Annotated in this window: 21 protein-coding genes; 12 read left to right on the top strand and 9 right to left on the bottom strand. The window is 64.1% G+C overall.

Annotated features, from left to right (window positions below):
* Window positions 1-360 precede the first annotated feature (360 nt).
* The 9 genes from HUI96_RS03230 to HUI96_RS03190 all read right to left on the bottom strand — a co-directional run bounded on the left by HUI96_RS03230 (window position 361) and on the right by HUI96_RS03190 (window position 8,221).
* Complete coding sequence (locus HUI96_RS03230; protein WP_188253151.1) at window positions 361-957, bottom strand: tetratricopeptide repeat-containing protein; 597 nt, start codon at window positions 955-957, stop codon at window positions 361-363.
* Window positions 947-1,651, bottom strand: coding sequence for an ABC transporter ATP-binding protein (locus HUI96_RS03225; RefSeq protein ID WP_211892338.1), 705 nt, complete (start codon window positions 1,649-1,651; stop codon window positions 947-949). Before HUI96_RS03225 ends, HUI96_RS03230 begins: the two co-directional genes overlap by 11 nt.
* Complete coding sequence (locus HUI96_RS03220; RefSeq protein WP_237683916.1) at window positions 1,644-2,417, bottom strand: ABC transporter ATP-binding protein; 774 nt, start codon at window positions 2,415-2,417, stop codon at window positions 1,644-1,646. Before HUI96_RS03220 ends, HUI96_RS03225 begins: the two co-directional genes overlap by 8 nt.
* Window positions 2,414-3,400, bottom strand: a complete 987-nt coding sequence (locus HUI96_RS03215; protein ID WP_210319998.1) for a branched-chain amino acid ABC transporter permease — start codon at window positions 3,398-3,400, stop codon at window positions 2,414-2,416. The genes HUI96_RS03220 and HUI96_RS03215 overlap by 4 nt, the downstream gene beginning before the upstream one ends.
* Window positions 3,393-4,262 (bottom strand): branched-chain amino acid ABC transporter permease, encoded by an 870-nt coding sequence (locus HUI96_RS03210; protein WP_188253149.1) that lies wholly within the window; start codon window positions 4,260-4,262, stop codon window positions 3,393-3,395. Before HUI96_RS03210 ends, HUI96_RS03215 begins: the two co-directional genes overlap by 8 nt.
* A 22-nt stretch (window positions 4,263-4,284) precedes the next feature.
* Entirely contained in the window at window positions 4,285-5,583 is a 1,299-nt protein-coding gene (locus HUI96_RS03205) for an ABC transporter substrate-binding protein (RefSeq protein ID WP_188253148.1), read from the bottom strand.
* Window positions 5,584-5,942: 359 nt separating this feature from the next.
* Window positions 5,943-6,416, bottom strand: coding sequence for a nucleoside deaminase (locus HUI96_RS03200; RefSeq protein WP_188253147.1), 474 nt, complete (start codon window positions 6,414-6,416; stop codon window positions 5,943-5,945).
* Window positions 6,417-6,583: 167 nt separating this feature from the next.
* On the bottom strand, window positions 6,584-7,324 hold the full coding sequence (locus HUI96_RS03195) for an HpcH/HpaI aldolase family protein (RefSeq protein WP_188253146.1): 741 nt from the start codon (window positions 7,322-7,324) through the stop codon (window positions 6,584-6,586).
* A gap of 42 nt (window positions 7,325-7,366) precedes the next feature.
* Window positions 7,367-8,221: a LysR substrate-binding domain-containing protein gene (locus HUI96_RS03190; protein WP_188253145.1), complete on the bottom strand. Its 855-nt coding sequence runs from the start codon at window positions 8,219-8,221 to the stop codon at window positions 7,367-7,369.
* A 119-nt stretch (window positions 8,222-8,340) separates the two neighbouring features.
* Between HUI96_RS03190 and HUI96_RS03185 the strand changes: the two genes are divergently transcribed.
* From HUI96_RS03185 to dnaE, 12 genes are all read left to right on the top strand, one after another.
* Window positions 8,341-9,201: an ABC transporter permease gene (locus tag HUI96_RS03185; protein WP_237683915.1), complete on the top strand. Its 861-nt coding sequence runs from the start codon at window positions 8,341-8,343 to the stop codon at window positions 9,199-9,201.
* 5 nt (window positions 9,202-9,206) lie between these two features.
* Window positions 9,207-9,980, top strand: a complete 774-nt coding sequence (locus tag HUI96_RS03180; protein WP_188253143.1) for an ABC transporter permease — start codon at window positions 9,207-9,209, stop codon at window positions 9,978-9,980.
* A gap of 19 nt (window positions 9,981-9,999) precedes the next feature.
* Window positions 10,000-11,061 carry an ABC transporter substrate-binding protein gene (locus HUI96_RS03175; protein WP_188253142.1) on the top strand — a complete coding sequence of 354 codons (1,062 nt, stop codon included), beginning with the start codon at window positions 10,000-10,002 and terminating at the stop codon, window positions 11,059-11,061.
* A gap of 63 nt (window positions 11,062-11,124) precedes the next feature.
* Window positions 11,125-12,159, top strand: a complete 1,035-nt coding sequence (locus HUI96_RS03170; protein WP_188253141.1) for an ATP-binding cassette domain-containing protein — start codon at window positions 11,125-11,127, stop codon at window positions 12,157-12,159.
* 13 nt (window positions 12,160-12,172) lie between these two features.
* Window positions 12,173-13,345 (top strand): mandelate racemase/muconate lactonizing enzyme family protein, encoded by a 1,173-nt coding sequence (locus tag HUI96_RS03165; protein ID WP_188253140.1) that lies wholly within the window; start codon window positions 12,173-12,175, stop codon window positions 13,343-13,345.
* Window positions 13,345-14,130 (top strand): SDR family NAD(P)-dependent oxidoreductase, encoded by a 786-nt coding sequence (locus HUI96_RS03160; protein ID WP_188253139.1) that lies wholly within the window; start codon window positions 13,345-13,347, stop codon window positions 14,128-14,130. Before HUI96_RS03165 ends, HUI96_RS03160 begins: the two co-directional genes overlap by 1 nt.
* Window positions 14,130-14,879 carry an aldolase/citrate lyase family protein gene (locus HUI96_RS03155; RefSeq protein ID WP_188253138.1) on the top strand — a complete coding sequence of 250 codons (750 nt, stop codon included), beginning with the start codon at window positions 14,130-14,132 and terminating at the stop codon, window positions 14,877-14,879. The genes HUI96_RS03160 and HUI96_RS03155 overlap by 1 nt, the downstream gene beginning before the upstream one ends.
* Window positions 14,876-16,312, top strand: coding sequence for an aldehyde dehydrogenase family protein (locus HUI96_RS03150; protein ID WP_188253137.1), 1,437 nt, complete (start codon window positions 14,876-14,878; stop codon window positions 16,310-16,312). Before HUI96_RS03155 ends, HUI96_RS03150 begins: the two co-directional genes overlap by 4 nt.
* 7 nt (window positions 16,313-16,319) lie before the next feature.
* Complete coding sequence (locus tag HUI96_RS03145) at window positions 16,320-17,921, top strand: GMC family oxidoreductase (protein ID WP_188253136.1); 1,602 nt, start codon at window positions 16,320-16,322, stop codon at window positions 17,919-17,921.
* 4 nt (window positions 17,922-17,925) lie between these two features.
* Window positions 17,926-19,107, top strand: coding sequence for an enolase C-terminal domain-like protein (locus tag HUI96_RS03140; RefSeq protein WP_188253135.1), 1,182 nt, complete (start codon window positions 17,926-17,928; stop codon window positions 19,105-19,107).
* Between the two features lie 494 nt (window positions 19,108-19,601).
* A complete protein-coding gene (locus HUI96_RS03135; protein WP_188253134.1) occupies window positions 19,602-20,000 on the top strand; it encodes a (R)-mandelonitrile lyase in 399 nt (132 codons plus the stop codon).
* A 299-nt stretch (window positions 20,001-20,299) separates the two neighbouring features.
* Window positions 20,300-23,785 (top strand): DNA polymerase III subunit alpha, encoded by a 3,486-nt coding sequence (dnaE, locus tag HUI96_RS03130; RefSeq protein WP_237683943.1) that lies wholly within the window; start codon window positions 20,300-20,302, stop codon window positions 23,783-23,785.
* Window positions 23,786-23,815: the final 30 nt, after the last annotated feature.

Genomic DNA, 23,815 nt, shown 5'->3' with positions numbered 1-23,815 from the left:
ACGGCGCCAACGAGGCGTTCTTCCAGTGGAAGAAGCACAAGGTGAAGGACATCATGAAGTTCCGCGACAACAGCTACAAGTCGGTGATCACCGGCACCATGGCGCCGGCCCACCACACGCCGTGGAAGGACGCGCTCGACGACACCATGGACAGCTATCTGCGCAACTGAGCCGAGGGCCCGCACGAAACCCATCCGGGCGCCGGACCACCGGCGCCCTTTCTTCATGCGGTTGCCGCAGGTGTTCCCGGGAGATACCGCCGCGGCGGCAAGATCGTCAGCATGGACTGACCAGCCCGCCGCAACTGACGCCGCATCTCAGGCCACACCCTGGGTCAGCAGAGATTAATTGCCGTTGAGCTCAGGACGGGTCTTTTGCGGGCGCGGCAATCAGCAGACAGGCCGCAAGCAGGCGGCGGCTCCCGTCGAAGACGGGCGGCCGTTCGCCCGCCCACCGGGCATGGTGGCGGTGCGGAGGCTGTCTGTCGCATGAAAGGGCCGTGAGCGTCTCTGCGGCCTCGCTGGCGAAGGCGGCAAGCCGCAGGCGGCGCGTGGCCTCATAGGTCTGCATATGCCGCGCCTCCATCCTGAGGTGGAAGAGCGAGCTGCGCGCCCGCGGCGCGATTTCCACCGTGTCGGCCTGCGCCGGAACCTCTGCCCAAAGCTGTAGTGCTTTTTCGTAGCGGCGGCGCGCCCGAGCTTCGGCCCCTGTTATACGATCGGCGGCGGCCATATTGGCGAGACTTGTCGCGTAACGGGGATCAATGCGGGAGAAGGCGAGAAAAGCCAGCCACCACCCCCAGCGGAAACCGCGCACGGCCCGGGTGCGGTCGCCGGCGCTGAGACTGTGGTTCGCCCTGTCCTGCAGGCGCTCCCAAAGCAGTTCGGCGCGGCTCCAGCCCGCGGCGCGCGCGGCGGGCCAGGCCGATCGCCAACCGGTGCTCGCGCTAGATGCCAAGATAGGCCGCGCGGACATGATCGTTGCGCTGGAGCTCGCGCGCCGGGCCTTCCAGCGCCAGCGACCCGGTCTCCAGCACATAGGCGTGGTCGGCAAGCTCGAGGGCCAGTTGCGCGTTCTGCTCGACCAGGACCACGGGAACCCCTTGCGCCTTGATGTCGACGACGATGCGGGCGATCTCTTCCACGATCACCGGAGCGAGGCCCATCGAGGGTTCGTCCATCAGCAGAAGCTTCGGCCTCGCCATGAGCGCGCGTCCAATGGCCAGCATCTGCTGCTCACCCCCGGACATGGTCTTCGCAAGTTGGCGCCTGCGCTCGGCAAGGCGCGGGAAGCGCGCATAGACGCCCTCCAGATCCTTCGCCACGCCGGCCGCATCGCGGCGCAGGAAGGCGCCGGTCATCAGGTTCTCTTCGACGGTCATGTCCTTGAAGATGCGCCGGCCCTCGGGGACATGGGCAATGCCGCGAGCCACCACGCGATCTGCGGGCAGATTGTCGATCCGCTCGCCGGCAAAATGGATCTCCCCGGAGGAGAGACGCGCAAGTCCCGAAATCGCGCGAAGCGTGGTGCTCTTGCCGGCACCGTTCGAGCCGATGATGGTGACGATGCCGTTCTCGGGCACCGAGAGGCTCACGCCCGCAAGCGCGCGGACCTTGCCGTAGGTCACCGACGCTGCGCGCACCTCAAGCAGCATGGAACCCGCCTCCCAGATAGGCCTCGATCACCGCGGGATTGGTGCGGATCTCCTCGGGCTTGCCCTCGGCTAGGAACTTGCCGAAGCTCATGCAGGTGATCCTGTCGCAGAGCCCCATGATCGCCTGCATGTCGTGTTCGACGAGCAGGATGGTGATCTTGTTGTCGCGCAGCTTGCGCACCAGTTCCATCATCCGGCCGGTCTCCTCGGGGTTCATGCCGGTGAACGGTTCGTCCAGCAGCAGCACGTCGGGTTGACCGGTCATGGCGATCGCCATGCCGAGCGCACGCTCATGGCCGTGCGCCAAATCGCCGGCGCGTACGTCCGCAAGGTGCAGCAGGCCGAAGAAGTCCAGCGCCTCCTCGGCACGCATCCGGGCCTTGCGGCGATCGGGCCGGTCCGAGCCGGTGATCGCGGCGAACAGATTGGGCCGGAAGGCAATGTGGGTTCCGATCAGCGCGTTCTCCATCACCGTCATCTCGGCGAAGAGGGTGGAGTGCTGGAACGTGCGTATCACGCCACGCCGGGCCACCTCGTACATGTTCAGACCGGAAATCACCTCGCCGCGCAGGCGGACCTCGCCCGCGCTCGGCCGGTAGAAGCCGGATACCATATTGAAGGTCGTGGTCTTGCCCGCGCCATTCGGTCCGATCAGGCCATGGATCGTGCCATGCTCTACCTTGAAGCTCAGGCCCTGCACCGCGGTCAGGCCGCCGAAGCGCATGATCAACTGGTCCATTTCCAGGAAGGGCCCGGTCATCATGCCTTCTCCGGCTGCAGGGCGATCGCGGTCCTGCGCCGCTCCAGCAGCTTCTGGACCAGGCTTTCCAGCCCCTTCGGCAGGAACAGCACCGACACGATGAGCACCAGCCCATAGATCAGCGGCCGCGCCTGTTCGAAGCCGAGATTGCGCAGGACGATCTCGTTGAGGACAGTGAGGACCACACAGCCCAGTATCGGTCCGTAGAGAGTGCTCGTGCCGCCGACGATGGCCCAGGTCAGCACGAAGACCATCACTTCCACGTCGAAGCTCGACGGGTTGACGGTGCCGACATAGTGGGCGAGCAACGCGCCCGAGAGGCCCGCGAATGCCGAGGCCAGGACGAAGGCCAGCGTGCGGTAGGCGCGGGCGTTCACCCCGGCCGACTCGGCCAGCTTGTCCTGCCAGTGAACGGCGTGGAATGTCAGCCCGACCGGCGAGTGCTCGATCCGCCACATGATCCAGAGGCAGACACCGACGACGGCCAGGCTGAAATAGTAGTAGCTGACCGGCTCGAAGAAATCGAACTGCCAGATGCCGATGTCGAAATCCGGCATGGGTTCGATCCGGCTCAGGCCCTTGGCCCCGCCGAAGGGCTCGCGCATGCGTTTCCACAGAAGCCGAACGATCTCGCTCGCGGCGAAGCTGCCGATCAGGAAGTAGAGGCCCTTCATGCGGAATAGCGGATAGCTCAGCAGCAATGCGAGCACCGCTGCCGTCGCTGCGCCGAGCAGCATCGAGATCGGCACCGGTATTCCGAAGTGCCGCGTGTAGAGGGCCGAGCCGTAGGCGCCCACGCCCATTATGACGACATGGCCAAGCGACCATTCGCCGGTCAGCGTCAGCAGCCGATAGGAGGAGACTAGAAGGACGTTGATCGTCAGGAAGACCAGGACTTCCTGCTGCGAGAGGCTGAGCCCGTGCGGCAGCGCTAGAAGCAAGGCGATGAGGACGGACCAAAGCAGAAGGAAAACGATTCTAGGCACGATCCTTGGTCCCGAAAAAGCCTGTGGGCCGGACGATCAGGACGAGCAGCATGAGCAGAAGCCCGGCTATGTCGGCTATAACTCCGTCCCAGAAGGTCGTGATGACGGTATGCAAGAATGCATAGACCACGGCAGCCACCAGCGCGCCTTCCAGCGAGCCGACGCCGCCCACGATGATGACGATGAACACCGAGACGATCACCGAATGACCCATGTGCGGGTTGACGGATACCAGCGGTGCCGTCAGTGCCCCGGCCACACCGGCGAGCGCCGCGCCGATGAACATGGCGATGCGCGCGGTCTGGTTGATCGAGATGCCCTGGAGTGCCGCCGCTTCACGGTCCTGGGCACTGGCGCGCAAGGCCCAGCCGAAACGGGTGCGCTTCAGGAAGTACCATAGCGCCCCGAGAAGCACGATTGCCGCAAGGATCACAATGGCGCGCTGTGCCGGCAGCCGCACTCCATCGGCAAGCTCGATCACTGACTGCGTGGCGGGTGGCACATGGGCCATCCGAACCCCGAACTGCATCGAAACCAGCGCCTGGAGGATCATCAGGAACCCGATGGAAGCCACTAGGCCGCCCAAGGGGTTGTCCCTCAAGGGCCTGAACATCGACCACTCCATGAGAAGTCCAACCAAGCCCACGAAGACGAGTGCGACCGCAACCACCACGGCGAAGGGCAACTGATAGCCCGCATAGAGGGCCACGACGACATAGCCGCCGATCATGAAGAGTTCACCATGGGCAAAGTTGAGAATGCCCATGACACCGAAGATCAGCACCAGCCCAACCGCGACGAGCGACAGATAGGCAGCTGCATAGAGGGCATTCACGCCCGTCTGCGCGAAAAGGTCCAGCATTGGAAGATCCGGGCGGCTCGTGTCAGCCGCGCTGGTCCCACATCTGATTGTAGGCGGCCATGTGTTTCTTCATCAGCTCGCCGTGCTTATCGTACCAGTCGGGGATGGAGCGGAATTCCTTGATCCGCGCCTTGCCGCCCTCGATCGCCACGACCGGCCAGTTGCCGACCAGTGCGTTGTCGATGCCGAAGAGGTCCTTGCCCCACCAGCGGGCCTTGCCGAACGCATGGAGCCCTTCGCCGCCCTCGGTCATTGCAGCCTTGACAGCGTCCGGCTCGGCGGAACCAGCCTTTTCGACCGCCGCCTTCCAGAGGTCCATGACCGATGCGTATTCCCAGCTCACCGCGCCCCACTGGCCGGGATGGCGACGGTTGTACTCGGCGAAGAACTCGTTGGGCTTCTGGAAGTTGATGAAATCAGCGTTCAACGCCGGATCGTCGAAGTCGGGGAACTGGAACAGCGTCCCTTCCATGAACTCCGCCGAGGTCTTGGCGATCACCTGGTCGTAGAAGTCCAGCGTGCAGGAGAGGATCTGGCCCTTGAATCCCTGCTGGAAGAGCTGTTCGCAGATCGGATGCACATAGTCGGAATAGCAGGTGTCGAGACAGACGATCTGCGGCTTCTTCGAGAGCATTCGGGTGACGACGGGGGCGAAATCCGTGGTTGCCGGGTCGAACAGCAGGGGTTCGTCCAGCATCTCGATGCCGGCGGCCTCGAAGGCGGCGAGATAGGTCGCCACCGACGGCAGTCCCAGCGCGTCGTCCTGGGCGCAGATCACGGCCGTCTTCAGTTCGGGCCGGTTGGCAGCCAGCCAGTCGACCGCAGTGACATTGTAGATCGGGTGCACCTCGGCCGGCGCTATCAGCGTTGCCGTGGAGGGGCTGAGGTCCGAGGGCAGAAGCGTGGAAAACAGCATCCCGGTCCGCTCCGCGACCGGCTGAACGCCTGGCCATGAGTTTCCGCCAAGCATCATCACGAACTTCACGTCGTTCTCGCGGATGAGCTGGGTTGCGCCGGTGCGAGCCTTGGCCGGATCGTCCTCGTCATCATAGGCGACGAACTCCACCCGGTGCGGTTCGCCGCCGATGTTGATGCCGCCCCCCGCATTGATCCATTCCGCCCAGATCTGGCAGCCGTCGAGACCGGGCTTACCCCACGCCGCCACGGGTCCGGTCAGCGGGGCAAGAAAACCGATCTTCACGGTCTTGTCTTGTGCCCGCAGCGGCCGCGGGAGCAACCCGGCCAGTGCACCCGCTCCAGCGGCGGCCGAGGCAAGAAATGTGCGGCGGCTAACTCCGCTTCTCAACAGGCTGGCAATCACGGTCTTCTCCTCAATTGTCGCGCCGTCTGATGACGATCATTTTTTATGTTCCCACGCGGCATTAGGTAGCAGAGGTCCTCCCGTGTCAACTTTTTTCACGGATAGGAAATTGGCTGTTATCCAATGAGAGGTGGAATGCCGTGCTGGTTTCAGCGAGGATGCTGTCAAAAGGACTGAATCAGCACTTCAAACCGACAGCAACGCCAATCGTTTGAACGCTGCTGGCATAAGCAGACCTTCACCAATTCTGCGCCAGCGAACGTTCATGCCACCAAGCCATGCCATCAAGGGCTGACCAGGACGATGACTGCGAGGGGCAGGAATCGGGCAGGCGGCGGGGGCGTTGAGCTTCGTTACGCTTATGCCCACTCGTCCTGGCTGCGCTTCCAGACTGCATAGAGATCCGGGCGCGACTCCAGCCGAAGCGGCACGTGTCGGATTGTCATGGATTGCTCAGCAAAGGGCTTGGCCAAATCCGCATAGATCGCTGCGGTCGAAAGTCCGAACGGAGCGCCGTCGTCGTTGGAGTAGGCGTAGGCGACCTCGGTGACGCCGGCCAGCCGCATCGCCGCCATGCACATCGGGCAGGGATGGCCACTGGCATAGACCGCGCAGCCTTCGAGATTGGGAGAACCGACCTTGCGGCCGGCGGCGCGGAGCGCGGTTAGTTCGGCATGCGCGGTGGGGTCATTTGTGCTGTGAATTTCGTTGACGCCGGTCGCGATCACTTCGCCGTCCCTGACGACCACCGCGCCGAACGGGCGGCCACCTTTCTCGATATTTGCATATGCAAGTTCGATTGCTTCGCGCAGGAAGCGGTTTTGGTTCGTCATGATTGTCTCCTCTTCATCGTGCGCCAGCGGCAAAGAGCGGCCTCGCGTTCTCCCTGTAACCGCGGCTACGCCGGGCAGCGCCACTTCGAGTTGGCAACTGCCCATTGTCAACGAAGCCTTTGATTCCGTCTCCCGATGTTTGCCCGCGTCTAGACCGCGATTGGGCTTCAGTTCAGATTTGATCGAAGGGCCTCGAAACCGATCGACAGGGCGGACAGATCGTCGCCAAGCATCACGAAGCTCGGCGAGAGCGCCAGCGCCGCCTCGCGCAGGCGCGAATTTGTAGCCGGCAGAGCCCAGCACTTTCCCGCGAGGTGTGCAGCATTCGCGATGTGCTTCAGGTCGGCAACGTCGGCCTCGGATGCACTGAATGCGCCGCGTCCACGCGCGACCGAGAGGTCGCCCGGCCCCATGAAGAGCCCGTCCACGCAGGGCAGGGCCGCGATCGCCTCAGCATCGGCGAGGGCCTCCGCAGTTTCGATCATCGCGTAGCAGAGGCGCTGCTCGTTTTCCTCGCGGAAGAAATCATTGCTGGCGCCCCCATATCGCTGCGTCCGGCCGTAGCCGACGCCTCGCGTGCCGAGCGGGGCGAATTTCGCGAATTCGGTCACCTTTCTGGCATGCGCGAGATCGCGCAGTTGCGGCAGCACGATCGCTTCTGCTCCAGCGTCGAGCGCATGCTGGATGTTGGGGCGCGTCGCTTCGGCCAACCTCACATAGGCGGTGAGGCCGATTGACTGGCAGAAGGGCAGCAGCCGATCGAGCGCAGGCAGGTCCAGCGTGCCGTGTTCCATATCGAACAGAACAAGCTCGAAGCCGGCCAGGCGCGCGATCTCGCACGCCTTCTGATTGTCACTCTCCAGCCAGAAGCCGATGGCGGGCCTGGCCAATTCATTCGCACTCGTCATTGAAAAGCTGGTTCCTTCTGGTTGATCGTGGTCGACGCGTTGTCACGCGATGCTCTTGCGCACATGCGCAGCTAGGGCCTTGGCCACGCTCTCAAATCCCTTGTCGCGGAAATAGATCACGACCTCTGCGTCGGAGAGCCGGGGCAGGCCGGAATCGGAACCGAGGATGTGCAGGCCCTCGGTCACTTCGGTCTTGCCCATTGCGGTGACACCGATGCCGGCGATCACCGAAGCCCGGATGCCGGCCATCGTGCTGCTGGAGCAGACGTCGACCCATTGCTGTCCCGCGCCGGTGAGGGCTTGTGTGGCTGCTTTGCGGTAGAAGCAAGGATCGGGAAGGCTGACCAGGGGCAGCGGCTGCCGCACCGAAGTGGGGACCGCGCTCGAGGCCACCCAGACCAACTGTTCCGACCAGAGAGGGATGGTGTTGGGCGTATTTGCCTCGGCGGCGATGACGATGATGTCGAGGCGGCCCTGCAGCATTTCGAGCATGAGGCTATTGCTCAGCTTCACCTGCACCTGAAGGTTGGCGTCCGGAAAGACCTTGGAAAACGAACGCAGCACGGTCGGAAGGCGGTAGTTGCTCAGTTCTTCCAAAATGCCGAGCCGGACAAAGGCATTGAAGCTGGGCAGTGCTACCCTTGCCATCGCCTCGTCGTGAAGAGCGACGATCTGACGGGCATAGTCCATCAGCGTCAGACCGGTCGGCGTAAGCGAAACGCCGCGTGCAGAACTCCGCTCGAAGAGCTGACTGCCGACGCGTTCCTCTAGTCGTTTGATCTGCAGGCTGATCGCCGGCTGGCTGCGGCCAAGAATTTCGGCAGCCGGCGAGAAGCCGCCCGACTGATAGACGGTTGCAAACGCTCTGAGCAGGTCGATGTCGAGATCACCGGCCACGGGCTATTTCATCTCCTAATGAGGTCTATAAGGCTAATAAATTTGCCAAATACCCTATTGGCTCCTAGCCTCGCGCACAAGATGCGGGGCGGCAGATGAAAAGGGTGGGAGCAGCAAGAATGGCGAACGAGCGCGGGCAGCTAGCGTGCCTATTGGTACCGCCCCTGCTGACCCTCCTCATTCTTTTCGTGGCGCCGATCTCGCTGATGGCGATCCACAGCTTCTGGGCAATCAACGACGACTATCTGGTCGAGCATTCGCTGCAACTCACGCAGTACGAAAAGATCGCCGCCGACCCGCTCTATCTCGGGACGCTGGCCGGTTCGGCCGGCATGGCGCTGATGACCACCATCGGTGCGCTCGCGCTGTCGCTGCCTCTCTCCTATTTCCTTGTCCGTTTCGTGCCGCCGCGTCTGCGCGTCTTTCTCGTTCTGGCCCTTATCGTTCCCGGTTGGGTCAGTGTGCTTATCCGCACCTATTCATGGAATCTCGTCATCGGCGAGGCGGGCCTGATGAATTGGCTGCTCTTGTCGGCCGGCCTGATCGAGGAGCCCATCCGGCTGCTCTTCACCAAGGCGGCAGTGGTGATCGGCCTCGTCTACATCTACCTGCCCTACATGCTGGTTCCGATCTATGCCGCGATCGAGCGCCTCGACAACTCGGTGCTCGAGGCCGCCGAGAACCTTGGTGCCGGACCTGCGCGGCGTTTTGCCTTCATCACTCTGCCGCTGATCGCCCCCGGCATCATCGCCGGCTGCATCATCACCTTCATCCCCGCCATGGGTGAGTATGTGGTGCCCAACATGCTCGGCGGCCTGCAAGGGGTGATGTTCGGCAATCTCATCACGACCGCGTTCTCGAACTTCGATTGGCCGTTCGGCTCCGCGCTGTCGATGGTCCTGCTAGGAAGCATACTGGCCTGTCTTCTGATCGTCGGCCGCTTCCTGAACATCAACCGCAGCATGCTTGGCCAGGAGTAAGCGCCATGGCTCGCTGGATCCTCGGGACCTTCGCCGCGATCGTCTTTGCGTTCGTCTATCTGCCGATCGCGCTGGTGGTGATCACCAGCTTCAACCAGGACATGATCACGACGCTGCCGATCAAGGCATTCGACACCCATTGGTACAGCAAGTTGCTGGCCGACAGGAAAACCCTCGACGCCCTCTGGACGAGCCTGCAGGTCGGCGTGATTGCGACCGCGGTGGCAACCGCGCTCGGCCTCCTCTCAGCGCTCGCGATCGTCCGTCACGACTTTCGCGGCAAGAACGCCTTCCTGCTGCTTACGGTCATGCCCATGCTGGCGCCGGGAATCATCATGGGCGTGTCCCTGCTGCTTTTTGCCCGCTTCATCGGTTTCCAGACCGGCTTCGTGGCGATGTTGCTCGGTCACGTGCTGCTGGCGTTGCCTTATTGCACCTTCATCCTGATCTCGAGCCTGGCGCGGTTCGACCGCTCGCTCGAGGAGGCGGCCCGTGGGCTCGGCGCTGGCGAACTCGCCGTGATCCTGCGCGTCACCATTCCCGGCATCATGCCGGGCATCATCGGAGCGGCCCTTTTCGCATTCACGATCTCGATCGGCGAATTCGTGGTCAGCTTCTTCCTCACGTCGGCCGGGACAACCACGCTGCCGATCCGCATTTACTCGATCGTCAAGGTCGGCATCACGCCGGAGATCAACGCCGTCTCGACGCTGATCCTGGCTGCAACCGTGGTGCTCAGCGTTGCCGCGTTGCGGCTCACCTGGTCGAAACGCAAATAACAACCAAGGGAGGTTTGGAATGAACAGACGTCAACTTCTTGCAGCTTCCGCCGCTGGCTTAACCCTCGGCCTGACCGGCCGAGGCTGGGCGCAGGAAAAGCTCGGCGGCTCGATCAACGTGCTGAGCTGGGGCAATTACATCGACTTCGCGCTGCCGGCTTTCGAGGAAAAGCACGGTACCAAGGTCAACATCGACTACTACGCTTCCGAGAAGGAGGCGATGAACAAGATCCGCGCCGCCGGCCTCGGCACCTATGACGTGGTCTTCCTCGGCGTCGGCTACGAGGAAGTGGCCATGCGGCAGGGGCTCATCGACGCGATCGATGTCGACCGGCTGTCGAATTTCAAGGACATGTACGCTCCCTTCCAGAAGCCGAAGGAAAGCGGACAGCACGAACTGGTCACCTATTCCTGGGGCGCCAACGGCCTGATCGCCTACAACCCCGCGAAGACCGGCGGGCCGATCAAGTCCTGGAAGGACGTCTATTCGGGCAAGTACAAGGGCCGCATCGGCAAGATCGACAAGGCGAACGAGCAGGCCTACCGCTCCTGCTTCCAGGCCGGTTTCGAATATGGACCGCTCACGGAAGAGCAGTGGGCCACAATCGCCAAGACGCTCGAGGCGGACATGCCTCAGGTGCGGACCATCTACCAGCACTATGACGAGATGGCTCAGTTGCTCGCGGCCGGGGAGATCTGGATCGCCGACACCGATGACGGCGGCTTCCGCCAGGCCAAGGCCAAGGGTCTTCCGATCGAGCTCGTCTATCCCGAGGAAGGCTTCATCGCCTGGTACGATGGCCCCTGCCTTGTCAAGGACGCCCCCAACCCCGATGCGGCCTATGCCTTGCTCGATCACATGATCTCGCCGGAAACGCAGGCGCAGCTCGGCAAGGAACTCGGCTACGCGCCCGCGAACCAGAAGGCCGTGCCGCTGCTCGACGCGGAGCTTCGCGCAACGCTCGGCGTCGACGACGCGGAGGCAAACCTCAATCGCGTCCAGTTCCAGCGGAACCTCGGTGCCGCCTATGAGACGAAGGCGACCGAGGTCTGGCAGAAGGCCAAGGCCCTGGTCCGGTAAGTTCCAGCAGAATGCATGCGGCCGGGCTTGCCAGCCCGGTCGCCCCACTTCGGTGAAGAGATAGTGACACTCAAGCTAGACAGCGTTGAAAAATCCTTCGGGCCCTTCCATGCCGTGAAAGGCGTCGGCTTTTCGCTTGCGCAGGGCGAGGTGCTTAGCCTGCTTGGCCCGTCCGGATGCGGCAAGACGACCACCTTGCGCATGATTGCCGGCTTCGAGCAGCCCAGCGCCGGAACCATCATGCTTGCCGGCAAGGACATCACGCGTGTGCCTGCCCGGCATCGCAATATCGGCATGGTATTCCAGTCCTATGCGCTGTTCCCGCATATGAGCGTGGCGCAGAACGTCGCCTTCGGGCTACGGATGCGTGGTGTCGGGCGGGCGGAACGCGACGAACGCGCGCGTCAGGCGATCGACATCGTGAAGATGGGCGCCTTCATCGACCGCGCCCCGCGGCAGCTTTCGGGCGGACAGCAGCAGCGTGTGGCGCTTGCCCGCGCGCTCGCCATCCGGCCGGACATCCTGTTGCTCGACGAGCCTCTTTCCGCGCTCGATCTGAAGCTCCGCGAGGAGATGCGCGACGAGATCAACCGCATCGTCCGTGAGCTGAAGATCACGACCGTCTTCGTCACGCACGACCAGAGCGAGGCGCTCGTCCTGTCCGACTATGTCGCGGTCATGAATGGTGGCCTGGTCGAGCAGATGGACACGCCGACGCGGCTCTACCGCGCGCCGGAGACGCCCTTCGTCGCCGATTTCATCGGTGGAGCAAACGTCGTCCATGGCGCCGTGGCGTCCGGCAGGTTCGTGACGAAGGGCGAGGTCGGTTTCCCGCTGCCCGACAACGCCGACACCAGCGTCAAGGCAATCGCGATCCGTCCGGAGGACATCCGCCTATCGAGGGAGATCGGCGACGGACGGATCGAAGGGGTGGTCCAGCAATGCCGTTTCCTCGGCGGGACCACCGAGTATGTTGTCAGCGTGGCGCCCGGACAGGAACTGACGGTCCGTAACGAAAGCTACGAGTCCTTCGGCAAGAACGACCGCGTGAATCTCGAGATTCTGCGCGATCGGGTCGTGTGCTTGCGCACCAACTGAGCACAGGAAGAAAATGAAGATTACCGGACTGGAGACGTTCTGTCTCGAATATCGCATGCCCTATCCGCTGACCTATGCCCGCGGCGAGTACCAGTCGCGGGAAGCGGTCCTGGTCAAGGTCTACACCGATGACCCGGACATTGTCGGCTGGGGCGAGGCGGCGATGTGGGGCGGCCCTTTTGACACCACGGTTGCGGTCCTGGAAAAGCAGATCCAGCCGCTGATCGTCGGCCACGACCCGCGCCGTCCGGAATATCTCTGGGAGAAGGTCTATCAGGAGACCTATTATCACGGCCGCAAGGGCATCCTGCTGTCCTGCCTCTCAGGCATCGACATCGCGCTCTGGGACATCATGGGGAAGGCGTCAGGGCAGCCGGTCTGGCGCATGCTCGGCGGGTTCGGCCGTCCGCTCCGCTCCTATGCGTCCTCCGGCTATTACCGACGTGACTACACGGTGGATGATTTTGCCGCCGACGTCTCGCAGGCCCGTGCCGCCGGCTATCTCGGCTACAAGATGAAGGTCGGCAACATGGCCTCGGCCGTCCATGCCGGCGTGCTCCACGAGACGCCGATGCGCGTCTCCTTCGCCGAGGACATCGCCCGCGTCGAAGCGGCGCGGGAGGCGCTCGGCGCCGAGCTCGACCTGATGTGCGATGCCACAACGTCGCTCGATGCCCGCACCGCCATGGCTTATGCCGACCAGTTCGAGCGACTCGGCATCCGCTGGTTCGAAGAGCCAACCCAGCCGGAGAACATCACCGGTTGCGCCGAGCTCGCGCGCCGTACCCGCGTGCCGATCGCAGGCTTCGAGACGGAGACCAGCAAGTTCAACTTTGCAGCCCTCATGGATGCCGGTGCCATTCAGGTGGTCCAGCCGGACGTGATCCAGGTCGGCGGCATCACGGAGGCCCGCAAGATCGCCGCCTATGCGCAGATGCGGCACCTGACCTTCTCCTCCAAGAACTACAGCACGGCGGTCAGCCTGGCGGCCTGCATCAATCTTCTCTACGCCCTGCCCAACGCCGACTATTTCGAGTGCGACATGGATCCCTCGCCCTGGCGGGAGGAGTTCCTCCGTTCGCCGTTGTTTTTGTCGGATCGGGGCATGGTCGAACCTTTTGATCGCCCGGGACTGGGCCTTGATATTGACGAGGCCGCACTCGAGGCATGGCGAGTGAAAGCATAATGGCAAAGACATTCAGCGATGGAATTTTCAGCGGCAAGGTAGCCCTGGTGACCGGCGCCGCCGGCGGCATTGGAGCCGGGATCGCCCAGGCGTTCGCCGATCTCGGCGCGCATGTCGTCATGCAGGACATCGATGAGGACGCTGTCACGCGCAGGGCGGAAACATTGAGGCCGGACGGTCAGGAGATCATCGCCCTGGGTGGCGACCTGTCGGTGGAGGGCGCCGCCGATGCGGTCTTCGACCGGGCCATCGAAGTCCACGGAAGGATCGATTTCCTCGTCAACAATGCAGGCCGGTCCTGGGGGGTGACGACCGACTCCATTACTGCGGATCGCACCCGGGAACTGATGGAGCTCAATTTCAATAGCGTGCTGTGGCTCTCCAAGCGGTTCATTGCCGAAGCGACGCGCCGAGGGGAGGGTGGCTCGATCATCCAGGTTTCGTCTACGGCCGGCATAACCGGTTTCCAGCGCCGCGCCGTTTATTGCGCCTCCAAGTTCGGCGTGATCGGGCTCACCAAGGTGCTCGCCCTCGACCACGCCCGCGACAACATCCGCGTCAACGCCATTCTGCCCCACGTGGTCGAGACCGACATGTTCCGCACCGTCGCATCGGCGGCGGATAAGGCGAACTGGGCGGCTGCCATCCCGATGGGCCGCTTCGCGCAGGTCGAAGACGTCGCGGGGCTCGCAATGTTTCTCTGCTCGCCGGCCGCAGCCTATCTGACGGGCGGCCTCTATCCGGTGGACGGCGGCGCAATGGCAGGGGCGTTCGGGGAAAGCTGATGACTGTGATCCGCATCGCGAACCACACAGCGTTCGCCTTCTGGCTGATGACGCCCAATGAGAGTGCCTGCGAGATCGCCTCGATCCTCGGCTATGGCACCGTGATCATTGACATGGAGCACGGCACGTTCGAGCCGTCCTCGGCCGCGCGGAGCATCACCCTTGCCAAGGCACTCGGCCTGACTGTGTATACGCGCGTCGACAGCGCCGAGCGCGTGCCCATCCAGCATGCGCTCGATTTTGGCAGCGACGGCGTGATCCTGCCGCAGGTCAGGGATCTTGCGCATGCCCGCGCTGCAACGGCCTTCGCCAAGTTCCCGCCCTTGGGCGGGCGCGGCTTCGGCGGCGGCAAGACATACAATTACCTGCCCGCGCCGCCCCATTTCGTCGAGGCCGAGAACCGGCGGACGAAATGCTGGGTCATGATCGAGACCGTGCAGGCGCTCGAGGACGTCGAGCAGATCGCCTCGCTCGAGACAGTGGACGGCTTGTTCATCGGTCCCAACGATTTATCGCTGGCGCGCGGGCGCGGCGAGTATCGCGCCGATGGCCGGGACCACGACGACATCCGCCGGATCGCGCTTGCGGCGCGAAACCATAACAAGCCCTGGGCGATGCCGATCGCCAGCATTCCCGATCGCGATCTGGCGCGCAGTCTCGGCATCGCCTTCATGGCCACCACGGACGACCTGACAGCTCTGCGCGACGGCCTGATCGCCGGACTGCAGATGGTGGGAGATTCGCAATGACGACCGATAAGACCATTTTGATCAACGGCCTCTGGGAAGCTGGCGCGGACGCCGGCTTGCCGGTCATCGACCCGGCAACGGAAGCCGAGTTCGCCGTCGTGCCGAGCGCCAGCCACGACCAGGTGTCGCGGGCCGTCGAGGCCGCTGCCGCCGCGCAGCCAGCCTGGGCCGCTCTCGAGCCGTGGCGTCGCGCCGACGCGCTGCGCGCGATGCGCGCGTGCCTGCTCAAGCATCAGCAGGAACTGGCGGAACTCGTTTCCCGCGAGGTCGGCAAGCCGTTGCGCAAGGCGCGCGAAGACGTGGAGAATGCAGGGATCTATCTCGAATACATGGCGCAGTGGGACCGCCGGATCGAGGGCGAGATCGTTCCCGCCGACAACCGCAACGAGACGATCCTCCTCAACCGCGTGCCGATCGGTGTCGTGGCGGCCATCACCGCCTGGAACTATCCGCTGGATCTCTTCATCCGCAAGGCGGCTCCGGCGCTGATCAGCGGCAACACCCTGGTGGTGAAGCCCACCGAAGTGACGCCGCTGGCCACCATTCGCGCCATCCAACTCATCACGGACGAGAATTGCCTGCCGCCGGGAGTTCTGAACCTTGTCACCGGCGGTGGCGCGGTCGGCGCGGCCCTGACTTCGCATCCGCTGGTGAACATGATCACCATGACCGGCCATCGCGACACCGGCAAGAAGATCATGGCTGCGGCGGCGGCCAATCTCTCACGCGTTTCGCTCGAGCTTGGCGGTAGCGCGCCGGCGATCATCTGGAAGGATGCCGACCTCGATCTGGCCGCGGATGCGATCGCCTTTGCGAGCTTCGAGAATACCGGCCAGGTCTGCACCTCCTCGGAACGCATCCTGGTTCATGAGGACGTGCACGACGCCTTCGTCGCGCGGCTTGTGGAGCGTGCCGAGCGGTTACGCGTCGGCAGCCCATCCGACGACTTAGACCTCGGACCGCTGGTCAATCGCGTGCAGTTCCAGAAGGTAACCGCAGCGATCGACCTGGCGCAGGCGGAAGGCGCCGAGCTCCACTGCGGCGGCTACGGTCTGCCGTCGCTCCCGGGCAGGGGATACTGGGTGCGGCCGACCGTGATGACCGGCGTGACGCCCAAAATGTCGCTCTTCAACCAGGAGACCTTCGGGCCGATCGCGCCGATCATACGCGTCTCCAGATACGACGAGGCGATCCGTCATGCCAACGCGACGCGCTATGGCCTCACGGCCTTTGTCTTCAGCAACGACTACCGGCTGGTCATGCGCGCGCAGGACGAGCTGCGTTTCGGCGAGATTTTCATCAACCGGACCATGGGCGAGGCGCTGCAGGGCTTTCACACCGGGCATATGGAATCCGGCATGGGCGGCGAGGACGGCAAGCACGGTGTGCTGAAATACACCCAGCTCCGTGCCGTCTATCACAGCTACGCCTGACCGCCTCATGGAAGAGTTCGACTTCATCATCGTAGGCGCAGGTTCGGCAGGCTGTGTGCTGGCCAACCGCCTGAGTGCGGACAGCCGCAATTCCGTCCTGCTCGTGGAGGCCGGCGGCACCGATAGCTCGCCGATCATCAAGATGCCGGCGGCCACCGACCTCTACGGAATCGGCAACCCGAAATACGACTGGAACTATCTGACGGAGCCCGACCCGACGCGGAACGGTCGGCAGGACGTGTGGCCGCGCGGCAAGGTCCTGGGTGGCAGCAGTTCGCTGTGCGGTCTGGTCTATATGCGAGGCCAGGCCAGCGACTACGACAGTTGGGCGGCCCTCGGGAATGCGGGATGGTCCTATGCGGATGTGCTCCCCTATTTCAAGCGCAGCGAGACGAACGAGAACGGTGGAGATGGCTATCGCGGCCATGATGGCCCGCTGCGGACGTCGAACCTTCGGAGCCGCCACGGTCTGGCGGACAAGTTCGTGCAGGCGGCAATTGCCACCGGCTTGCCTGCCAACGACGATTTCAACGGCAGGTCACAGGAAGGCGCAGGTTTCGTCCAGGCCAATCAGGTATTCGGCCGCCGCCACAGCGCATCGGACGCCTATCTGAAGCCGGTCCGAAGCCGCAAGAACCTGCGGGTTCGGACCAAGGTGCAGGTGTCACGCGTCCTGATCGAGGATCGCCGTGCCACCGGGATCGAATACTACCGGCCCGACAATTCGCGCCATGTGGTTCGCGCTCGCCGCGAGGTCATCCTGTCGGCCGGCACGATCGCCTCGCCGCAACTGCTGATGCTCTCAGGCGTCGGCGATGCCGCGGAGCTGTCGCCGTACGGGAGCGCCACGCATCATCTGCCCGGCGTCGGCAAGAACCTTCACGACCATGTCGGCGTCTATCTCACCTACCGCGTCGATCAGCCGACCTACAATTCCGAGGCGGGTCTGTTCAAATCGGCATTGCACGGGGTCAACTGGCTCGTGTGCGGACGCGGCCCCGGAACCGCACCGGGTGCGCAGGCCATGGCCTTCATCCGATCGGACGAGACGCGGCCGGACCCGGATCTCCAACTGCATTTCACGCCCGTCGGCTATAAGCTCACGCCGGACGAACTGATCATCCTCAAGGATCCGGTGGTGACGGCGATACCGAATATCAGCCGACCGGAGAGTCGAGGCCATCTCACGCTGCGCAGCGGCGATTTCCGCGATCCGCCCCGGATCTTCAGCCGTCTCCTCGAAGCAGAGTCCGACGTGCGTCTGCTCACCGAAGGCTGCCGCGCCATTCGCAAGATCTTTGCCGCAGCCCCGCTCGCGCAGCATGTGATCGAGGAGCTGGCGCCCGGGAAGGCCGACATGACCGACAGCGACTGGGAGGAATTCCTACGCCGGGAAAGTGTGACGGTGTTCCACCCCGTCGGAACCTGCAAGATGGGCTCCGATCCGATGGCGGTGGTCGACAGCAGGCTGCGCGTGCATGGCATTGCGGGGCTGCGCGTCGTTGACGCGTCGATCATGCCGCATCTTGTCAGCGGCAACACCAATGCGCCGGCCATGATGATCGGCGAGCGCGGGGCCGACCTAATCCTGGCAGACAAGGGACACTGAGCCTGTGACGCGCATCGAGGCGATCGATCTGTTCCTGCTGCAGGTGCCCGACTTCGATCCCGCCCGTGATCCGGTCAAGGACACGCTGCTGGTGCGCGCGCGCGCCGGGCAGTACGAGGGCTGGGGCGAGGGCGAGGCGGCGCCCTTCGTGTCGCTTGCCGCCTTCGTCACGCCGGAATCGCACAGCACCTCCCGGCCGGTCGGCGCCTCCGTTCTCGGCCAGCCGCTCGAAGGCCCGGCCGACATCGTCGCCATCACGCGCCGGGTGCTCGAGGACAGCATGAACGTGCTGCAGGCGCCGCATGTCTATTCGGGCGTGGAGATGGCGCTGTGGGATCTGCTCGGGAAGAAATGTGAGGAACCAGTCTACCGGCTCCTTGGATATGACAGGGCATTTGCCAAGCAGCCCTATGTGGTGATCCCCTTCGCCGCCACCCCGGAAGAGACATTCGGGCGGATGCGCCAGGCCCGACAGGCCGGCTATCGGGCGGTGAAGACCGGCTGGAACGGCTTTGGCAGTGGCGATATCGCTGCGGACGGGGCGCAACTCGCTGCGGCCCGCGAAGGCCTTGGAACTGACGCGCGCCTGTTCCTCGATGCGGCCCGCATCTGGGGCAACGACCCGACGGCCACGAACGGCTACGGCGCCCTGCTGGATCAGTTTTCCGTCGAGTGGGTGGAAGAACCGTTCGAGCCGGCCGCCTTGGAAGCCTATGCCGAATTCAGCCGGTACTTCGGCCGTCAGCGCATCGCCGCGGGCGAAAACATTCACAGCGTAGCCCAGGCCCGGCACCTGTTCGACATCGGAGGCGTGGGCGTTATCCAGATCGATTGCGGTCGCGTTGGAGGCATCGGGGCAGCCAGGGACATCGCACGCTATGTCGACCGGCGTGGCGGTCAATACGTCAACCACACCTACACGTCACATCTTGCCCTCAGCGCGTCGCTGCATGCCTATGCGGGTCTGGAACGGCAGGATCTGTGCGAATATCCGATGGACCCGTCATCATTGTCTTGGGCGATCTGCCGCGAGCACCTGGCGCTCGGTGCCGATGGTAAAGTCGAGCTTCCGGACGCGCCAGGGCTAGGCATTGCCATGGACCTGCACGCCATCCAGGAACATCTTCTCGATGTAGAAATCAGGGTTGGCGAGAATATCCTGTATAGAACCCCGAACCTAGCATAGCCCGCCGGCAGAAAAGTATCCTCCTCGCCTGGATGATGTTCGCGACGACGGTCGATACGATTGTGCTGCCCTTCTAGCAATTTCTTCGGGGAGATCCACTTCACCTGCCCGGGCGGTCCGGGGTCTCGCAGGACGAGCCAGTCATCGCGCAATTGGCGGGCGCTCTTGGCGCAGGTCCGTGCCTCGCCGTCGACTGACATGCCACCAGGGCGAATGTCGCGCATCCGGCAGCAAGAAGCATCATGGTCCTGAAGAAACGTATCACGTCGGTTTGCCCCTAAATTGTTGACGTTCGATCTCTTCGGTTTGGCGTCCGAAGGCTGATCCACGCGTGGTGTCGCGACGTGCCCGACCATGAAAGGCCCTCTCCGCGCAACTGACGCTGACGAATGCCTGTGCACGGTCCACCTGATCAACTGCAGGCCGGCGCGCTAGATTGTTGGATCATGGGTTTCCCTACGGCCAAGGTCCAGGGACAACCAAGGAGAATGGCGATGGAGATCAAGCGAAGCGGCTCGCAGCCGTCCGGGAAGGGACCTTCGGAATGGTTCACCGGCAAGGTCCGGATCGATCCGCTGTTTCCGGCGAACGCCCCTGCGCGGGCCGCTGGAAATGCGGTGACCTTCGAGCCCGGTGCCCGCACGGCCTGGCACACGCATCCGCTCGGCCAGGTGCTGATCGTCACCGCAGGCTGCGGCCTGGTGCAGCGCGAGGGCGGGCCGGCGGAGGAGATCCGTCCTGGCGACGTGGTCTGGTTCGAGCCCGGCGAGGAGCACTGGCACGGAGCCTCGCCGACCACCGCCATGACCCACATCGCCATCCAGGAGGCGCTCGACGGCAAGGCAGTCGAGTGGATGGAGCACGTGACCGACGAGCAGTACCGGGCTAGATAAAGCCGGTTCATTGAAGCGGCATCGCTTGCTGCCGTAGGAAGCCATCAGCAGGAGCCTTGGCGGCGGTTGCGGGCTGGCCGCCCTGGAGCGCATTGCCGGATCCTGAGGCCTGCCGCGAAATACCTTCCGACAAAAGAGCTGCCGCAAGCGGCGATTTGAGAACCCGCCCTGTGGCAAACCGCTTGCAAGGGTGGAAAGCTATCGGCCGATCGGCCAAATTGGGCACTTGGATTCTTCGAGCCTCTTGAGACCTCATGGCCGCCGACAGACCTCCCCGCGATCCGATCCTCCGCGCTGCCATGCAGGCGCCCGACGGCGGCAGCCAGGTCGCCCAGCCGCCCGTTGTCACGCGACCGTTCATCCACCTGCGCGTCCACTCCGCCTATTCGCTGCTCGAAGGCGCGCTGCCAACAGGCAAGATCGTCGGCCATGCGCTGAAGGACCGCGCCCCGGCCATCGCAATCACCGACACCAACAACCTCTTCGGCGCGCTCGAATTCGCAAACAAGGTTACCAAGGAAGGCGTGCAGCCGCTGATCGGCTGCCAGCTTGACCTCGCCTTCAGCGGCGAGCCGGCCGATCCGCGCGGGCAACGCCGGGGAGGGGTGGAGCTTCGGCCGATCGTGCTGATCGCGGCGACTGCCGAAGGTTACGCGAACCTGGTGCGGCTGGTCAGCCGGGCCTATCTCAGCACCCCGCCAGGCGAGCCTGTCCACGTCTCCACCGAGTGGCTGGAAGAGCTGTCGCCGGGGATCATCTGCCTCACCGGCGGACCACGCGGGCCGATCGGCACTGCGCTCAAGTTCGACCATGCCGATCTCGCCGAGAACCGGCTGCTGACGCTGAAGAACATTTTCGGCGACCGGCTCTATGTTGAGCTGGAGCGCATCGGTGACTGGGACCGGCGGGTCGAGGCCGCCACCATCGACCTCGCCTATGCGCACGACCTGCCGCTTGTGGCGACCAACGAGGCCTTCTTCCCCTCGGCGGCGGACTACGAGGCGCATGACGCGCTGATCGCGATCGCCGAGGGCTCGGTGGTCGCGTCGGACGACCGGCGTCGCCTCTCGCCCGACAACCACCTGAAGACGCAGGCCGAGATGTCGGCTTTGTTCGCGGACCTGCCGGAGGCGATCGACAGCACCGTCGAGATCGCCCGGCGCTGCTCCTATTACCCGACCAAGCGTTCGCCGATCCTGCCGCGCTTCACCGGCAGCGGGGATGACGCCGAGAAAGCAGAGGCCGACGAGCTTCGCCGCCAGGCGCGCGAGGGACTGGCAAACCGCTTCGCGACGGTCGGCATGTCGCCGGGCTTCAGCGAAGAGCAATACCGCGAGCGGCTGGAGTTCGAACTCGGCATCATCGAGCGCATGAAGTTCCCCGGCTACTTCCTCATCGTCTCCGACTTCATCAAATGGGCGAAGGCGCACGGCATCCCGGTCGGACCGGGCCGCGGCTCGGGCGCCGGCTCGCTGGTCGCCTACGCGCTCACCATCACCGACATCGACCCGCTGCGCTTCTCGCTGCTGTTCGAGCGCTTCCTCAATCCCGACCGCGTGTCGATGCCGGACTTCGACATCGACTTCTGTCAGGACCGGCGCGAGGAGGTGATCCGCTACGTCCAGCAGAAGTACGGACGCGACCAGGTCGGGCAGATCATCACCTTCGGAACGCTGCAGGCGCGCGCGGTGCTGCGCGACGTCGGCCGCGTCCTGCAGATGCCGTATGGCCAGGTCGACCGGCTCTGCAAGATGGTGCCGCAGAACCCGGCCAATCCGGTCAAGCTGAAGGATGCCATCGAGGCCGAACCTCGCTTTGCCGAGGAGGTCGAGAAGGAGCCGATCGTTGGCACGCTGCTCGACATGGCGCAGAAGCTGGAAGGGCTCTACCGCCACGCCTCGACCCACGCCGCGGGTATCGTCATCGGCGACCGGCCGCTCTCCGAACTGGTGCCAATGTACCGGGACCCGCGCTCCGACATGCCGGTCACCCAGTTCAACATGAAGCTGGTGGAGGAGGCGGGGCTGGTGAAGTTCGACTTCCTCGGCTTGAAGACGCTCACCGTGCTAGAAACCGCGGTGAAGCTGATCCGCCGACGCGGCGTGGATATCGATCTCGCAAAGATCCCGCTAGACGACCAGAAGACCTATCAGATGCTGTCGCGCGGCGAGGTCGTCGGCGTGTTCCAGGTGGAATCGGCCGGCATGCGCAAGGCGCTGATCGGCATGAAGCCCGATCGCATCGAGGACATTATCGCACTGGTCGCGCTCTACCGGCCGGGGCCGATGGAGAACATCCCGACCTACAACGCCCGCAAGCACAAGGAAGAGGAGATCGCGTCGATCCACCCGAAGATCGACCATCTGGTGGCCGAGACCCAAGGCGTCATCGTCTACCAGGAGCAGGTGATGCAGATCGCCCAGGAGCTTTCCGGCTATTCGCTCGGCGAAGCAGACCTGCTCCGGCGCGCGATGGGCAAGAAGATCCGCGCCGAGATGGATGCGCAGCGCGTGCGCTTCGTCGACGGCGCGACGAAGAACGGGCTTACGAAGCAGCAGTCGGACTTCATCTTCGACCTCCTGGCGAAGTTCGCCGACTACGGCTTCAACAAGTCGCACGCCGCGGCCTACGCGGTGGTCTCCTACCAGACCGCCTATCTGAAGGCGCACTATCCCGTGGAGTTCCTGGCGGCGTCGATGACGCTCGACATGAACAACACCGACAAGCTCGCCGAATTCCGGCAGGATGCGCTGCGCCTCGGCATCGACGTGGTCGCGCCTTCGGTGAAGACTTCATACCGGCCGTTCGAGGTCGCCGAGAACCGCATCTTCTACGCGCTAGCGGCGATCAAGGGCGTAGGCGAGGCGGCGGTCGAGCACATCGTCGAGAAGCGCAAGGAGCGGCAGTTCACCGATCTCGAGGATTTCTGCGAGCGGGTCGATCCGAAAGTGGTCGGCAAGCGCGTGCTGGAGAGCCTGATCCTCGCCGGCGCGCTGGACTGCTTCGGCCACGACCGGGCCGCCATGATGGCCGGCATAGAGCGCATGATGGGGCTTGCTTCGCGCGCGCAGGAAGATGCCGCGCTCGGCATTACCGACATGTTCGGGGCAAGCTCGGGGGCTCGCCAGCAGCAGTTGCACCTGCCCGCGACCCAGCCCTGGCTGCCGGCGGAACGCCTGCACAAGGAGTTTCTCGCCGTCGGCTTCTACCTCTCGGCCCACCCCCTCGACGAGTACAGCCAAGTGCTGCAGAAAATGCGCGTGCAGAACTGGTCCGAGTTCTCTGCCGCGGTGAAGCGCGGCGCGACCGCCGGCCGGCTCGCGGGCACCGTCACCTCGCGGCAGGAGCGCAAGACCCGCACCGGCAACAAGATGGGCGTAGTGCTCTTCTCGGACCAGACCGGGCAGTACGAGGCGGTGATGTTCTCCGAGACGCTCGCCCAATACCGCGATCTCTTGGAGCCCGGCCAATCCGTGGTGCTCACGGTGGCGGCCGAGGATAGGCCGGAAGGTATCAACCTGCGCATCCAGACGGTGAAATCTCTCGAAGTGGAGGCGAGCCGCGTGCAGAAGGCGCTGCGCATCTATGTGCGCGACGCCGCGCCGCTGGGCACGCTGGCTGGGCAACTCGGCGTGCGCGGCGACGGTCAGGTGAGTTTTATCGTGCTCAAGCCCGACGCCGCCGGCGAGATCGAAGTCGCGCTGCCGGGTGGCTACCGCCTCTCGCCGCAGGTCGCCTCGGCGATGCGCGCCGTCCCGGGAGTTGTCGAGGTGGAACTGGTGTAGGGGCGGCTAGAGCGAGATGACTTCGAGTCG

Origin of the sequence: Pseudaminobacter soli (ex Zhang et al. 2022), from assembly GCF_014595955.1 — a bacterium.
In the GTDB taxonomy this organism is placed as follows: domain Bacteria; phylum Pseudomonadota; class Alphaproteobacteria; order Rhizobiales; family Rhizobiaceae; genus Kumtagia; species Kumtagia pseudosoli.
The sequence above is the reverse complement of the archived record's forward strand: the minus strand, read 5'-3'. Positions and strand labels throughout refer to the sequence as shown.

Bases quoted from the DNA above. Each gene is read 5' to 3' on its own strand.
- dnaE (WP_237683943.1), top strand. From the start codon at position 20,300: ATGCAGGCGCCCGACGGCGGCAGCCAGGTCGCCCAGCCGCCCGTTGTC.
- HUI96_RS03195 (WP_188253146.1), bottom strand. From the start codon at position 7,324: ATGACGAGTGCGAATGAATTGGCCAGGCCCGCCATCGGCTTCTGGCTG.
- HUI96_RS03165 (WP_188253140.1), top strand. From the start codon at position 12,173: ATGAAGATTACCGGACTGGAGACGTTCTGTCTCGAATATCGCATGCCC.
- HUI96_RS03220 (WP_237683916.1), bottom strand. From the start codon at position 2,417: ATGATGACCGGGCCCTTCCTGGAAATGGACCAGTTGATCATGCGCTTC.
- HUI96_RS03160 (WP_188253139.1), top strand. From the start codon at position 13,345: ATGGCAAAGACATTCAGCGATGGAATTTTCAGCGGCAAGGTAGCCCTG.
- HUI96_RS03145 (WP_188253136.1), top strand. From the start codon at position 16,320: ATGGAAGAGTTCGACTTCATCATCGTAGGCGCAGGTTCGGCAGGCTGT.
- HUI96_RS03200 (WP_188253147.1), bottom strand. From the start codon at position 6,416: ATGACGAACCAAAACCGCTTCCTGCGCGAAGCAATCGAACTTGCATAT.
- HUI96_RS03155 (WP_188253138.1), top strand. From the start codon at position 14,130: ATGACTGTGATCCGCATCGCGAACCACACAGCGTTCGCCTTCTGGCTG.
- HUI96_RS03180 (WP_188253143.1), top strand. From the start codon at position 9,207: ATGGCTCGCTGGATCCTCGGGACCTTCGCCGCGATCGTCTTTGCGTTC.
- HUI96_RS03150 (WP_188253137.1), top strand. From the start codon at position 14,876: ATGACGACCGATAAGACCATTTTGATCAACGGCCTCTGGGAAGCTGGC.
- HUI96_RS03135 (WP_188253134.1), top strand. From the start codon at position 19,602: ATGGAGATCAAGCGAAGCGGCTCGCAGCCGTCCGGGAAGGGACCTTCG.
- HUI96_RS03185 (WP_237683915.1), top strand. From the start codon at position 8,341: ATGGCGAACGAGCGCGGGCAGCTAGCGTGCCTATTGGTACCGCCCCTG.
- HUI96_RS03175 (WP_188253142.1), top strand. From the start codon at position 10,000: ATGAACAGACGTCAACTTCTTGCAGCTTCCGCCGCTGGCTTAACCCTC.
- HUI96_RS03210 (WP_188253149.1), bottom strand. From the start codon at position 4,262: ATGCTGGACCTTTTCGCGCAGACGGGCGTGAATGCCCTCTATGCAGCT.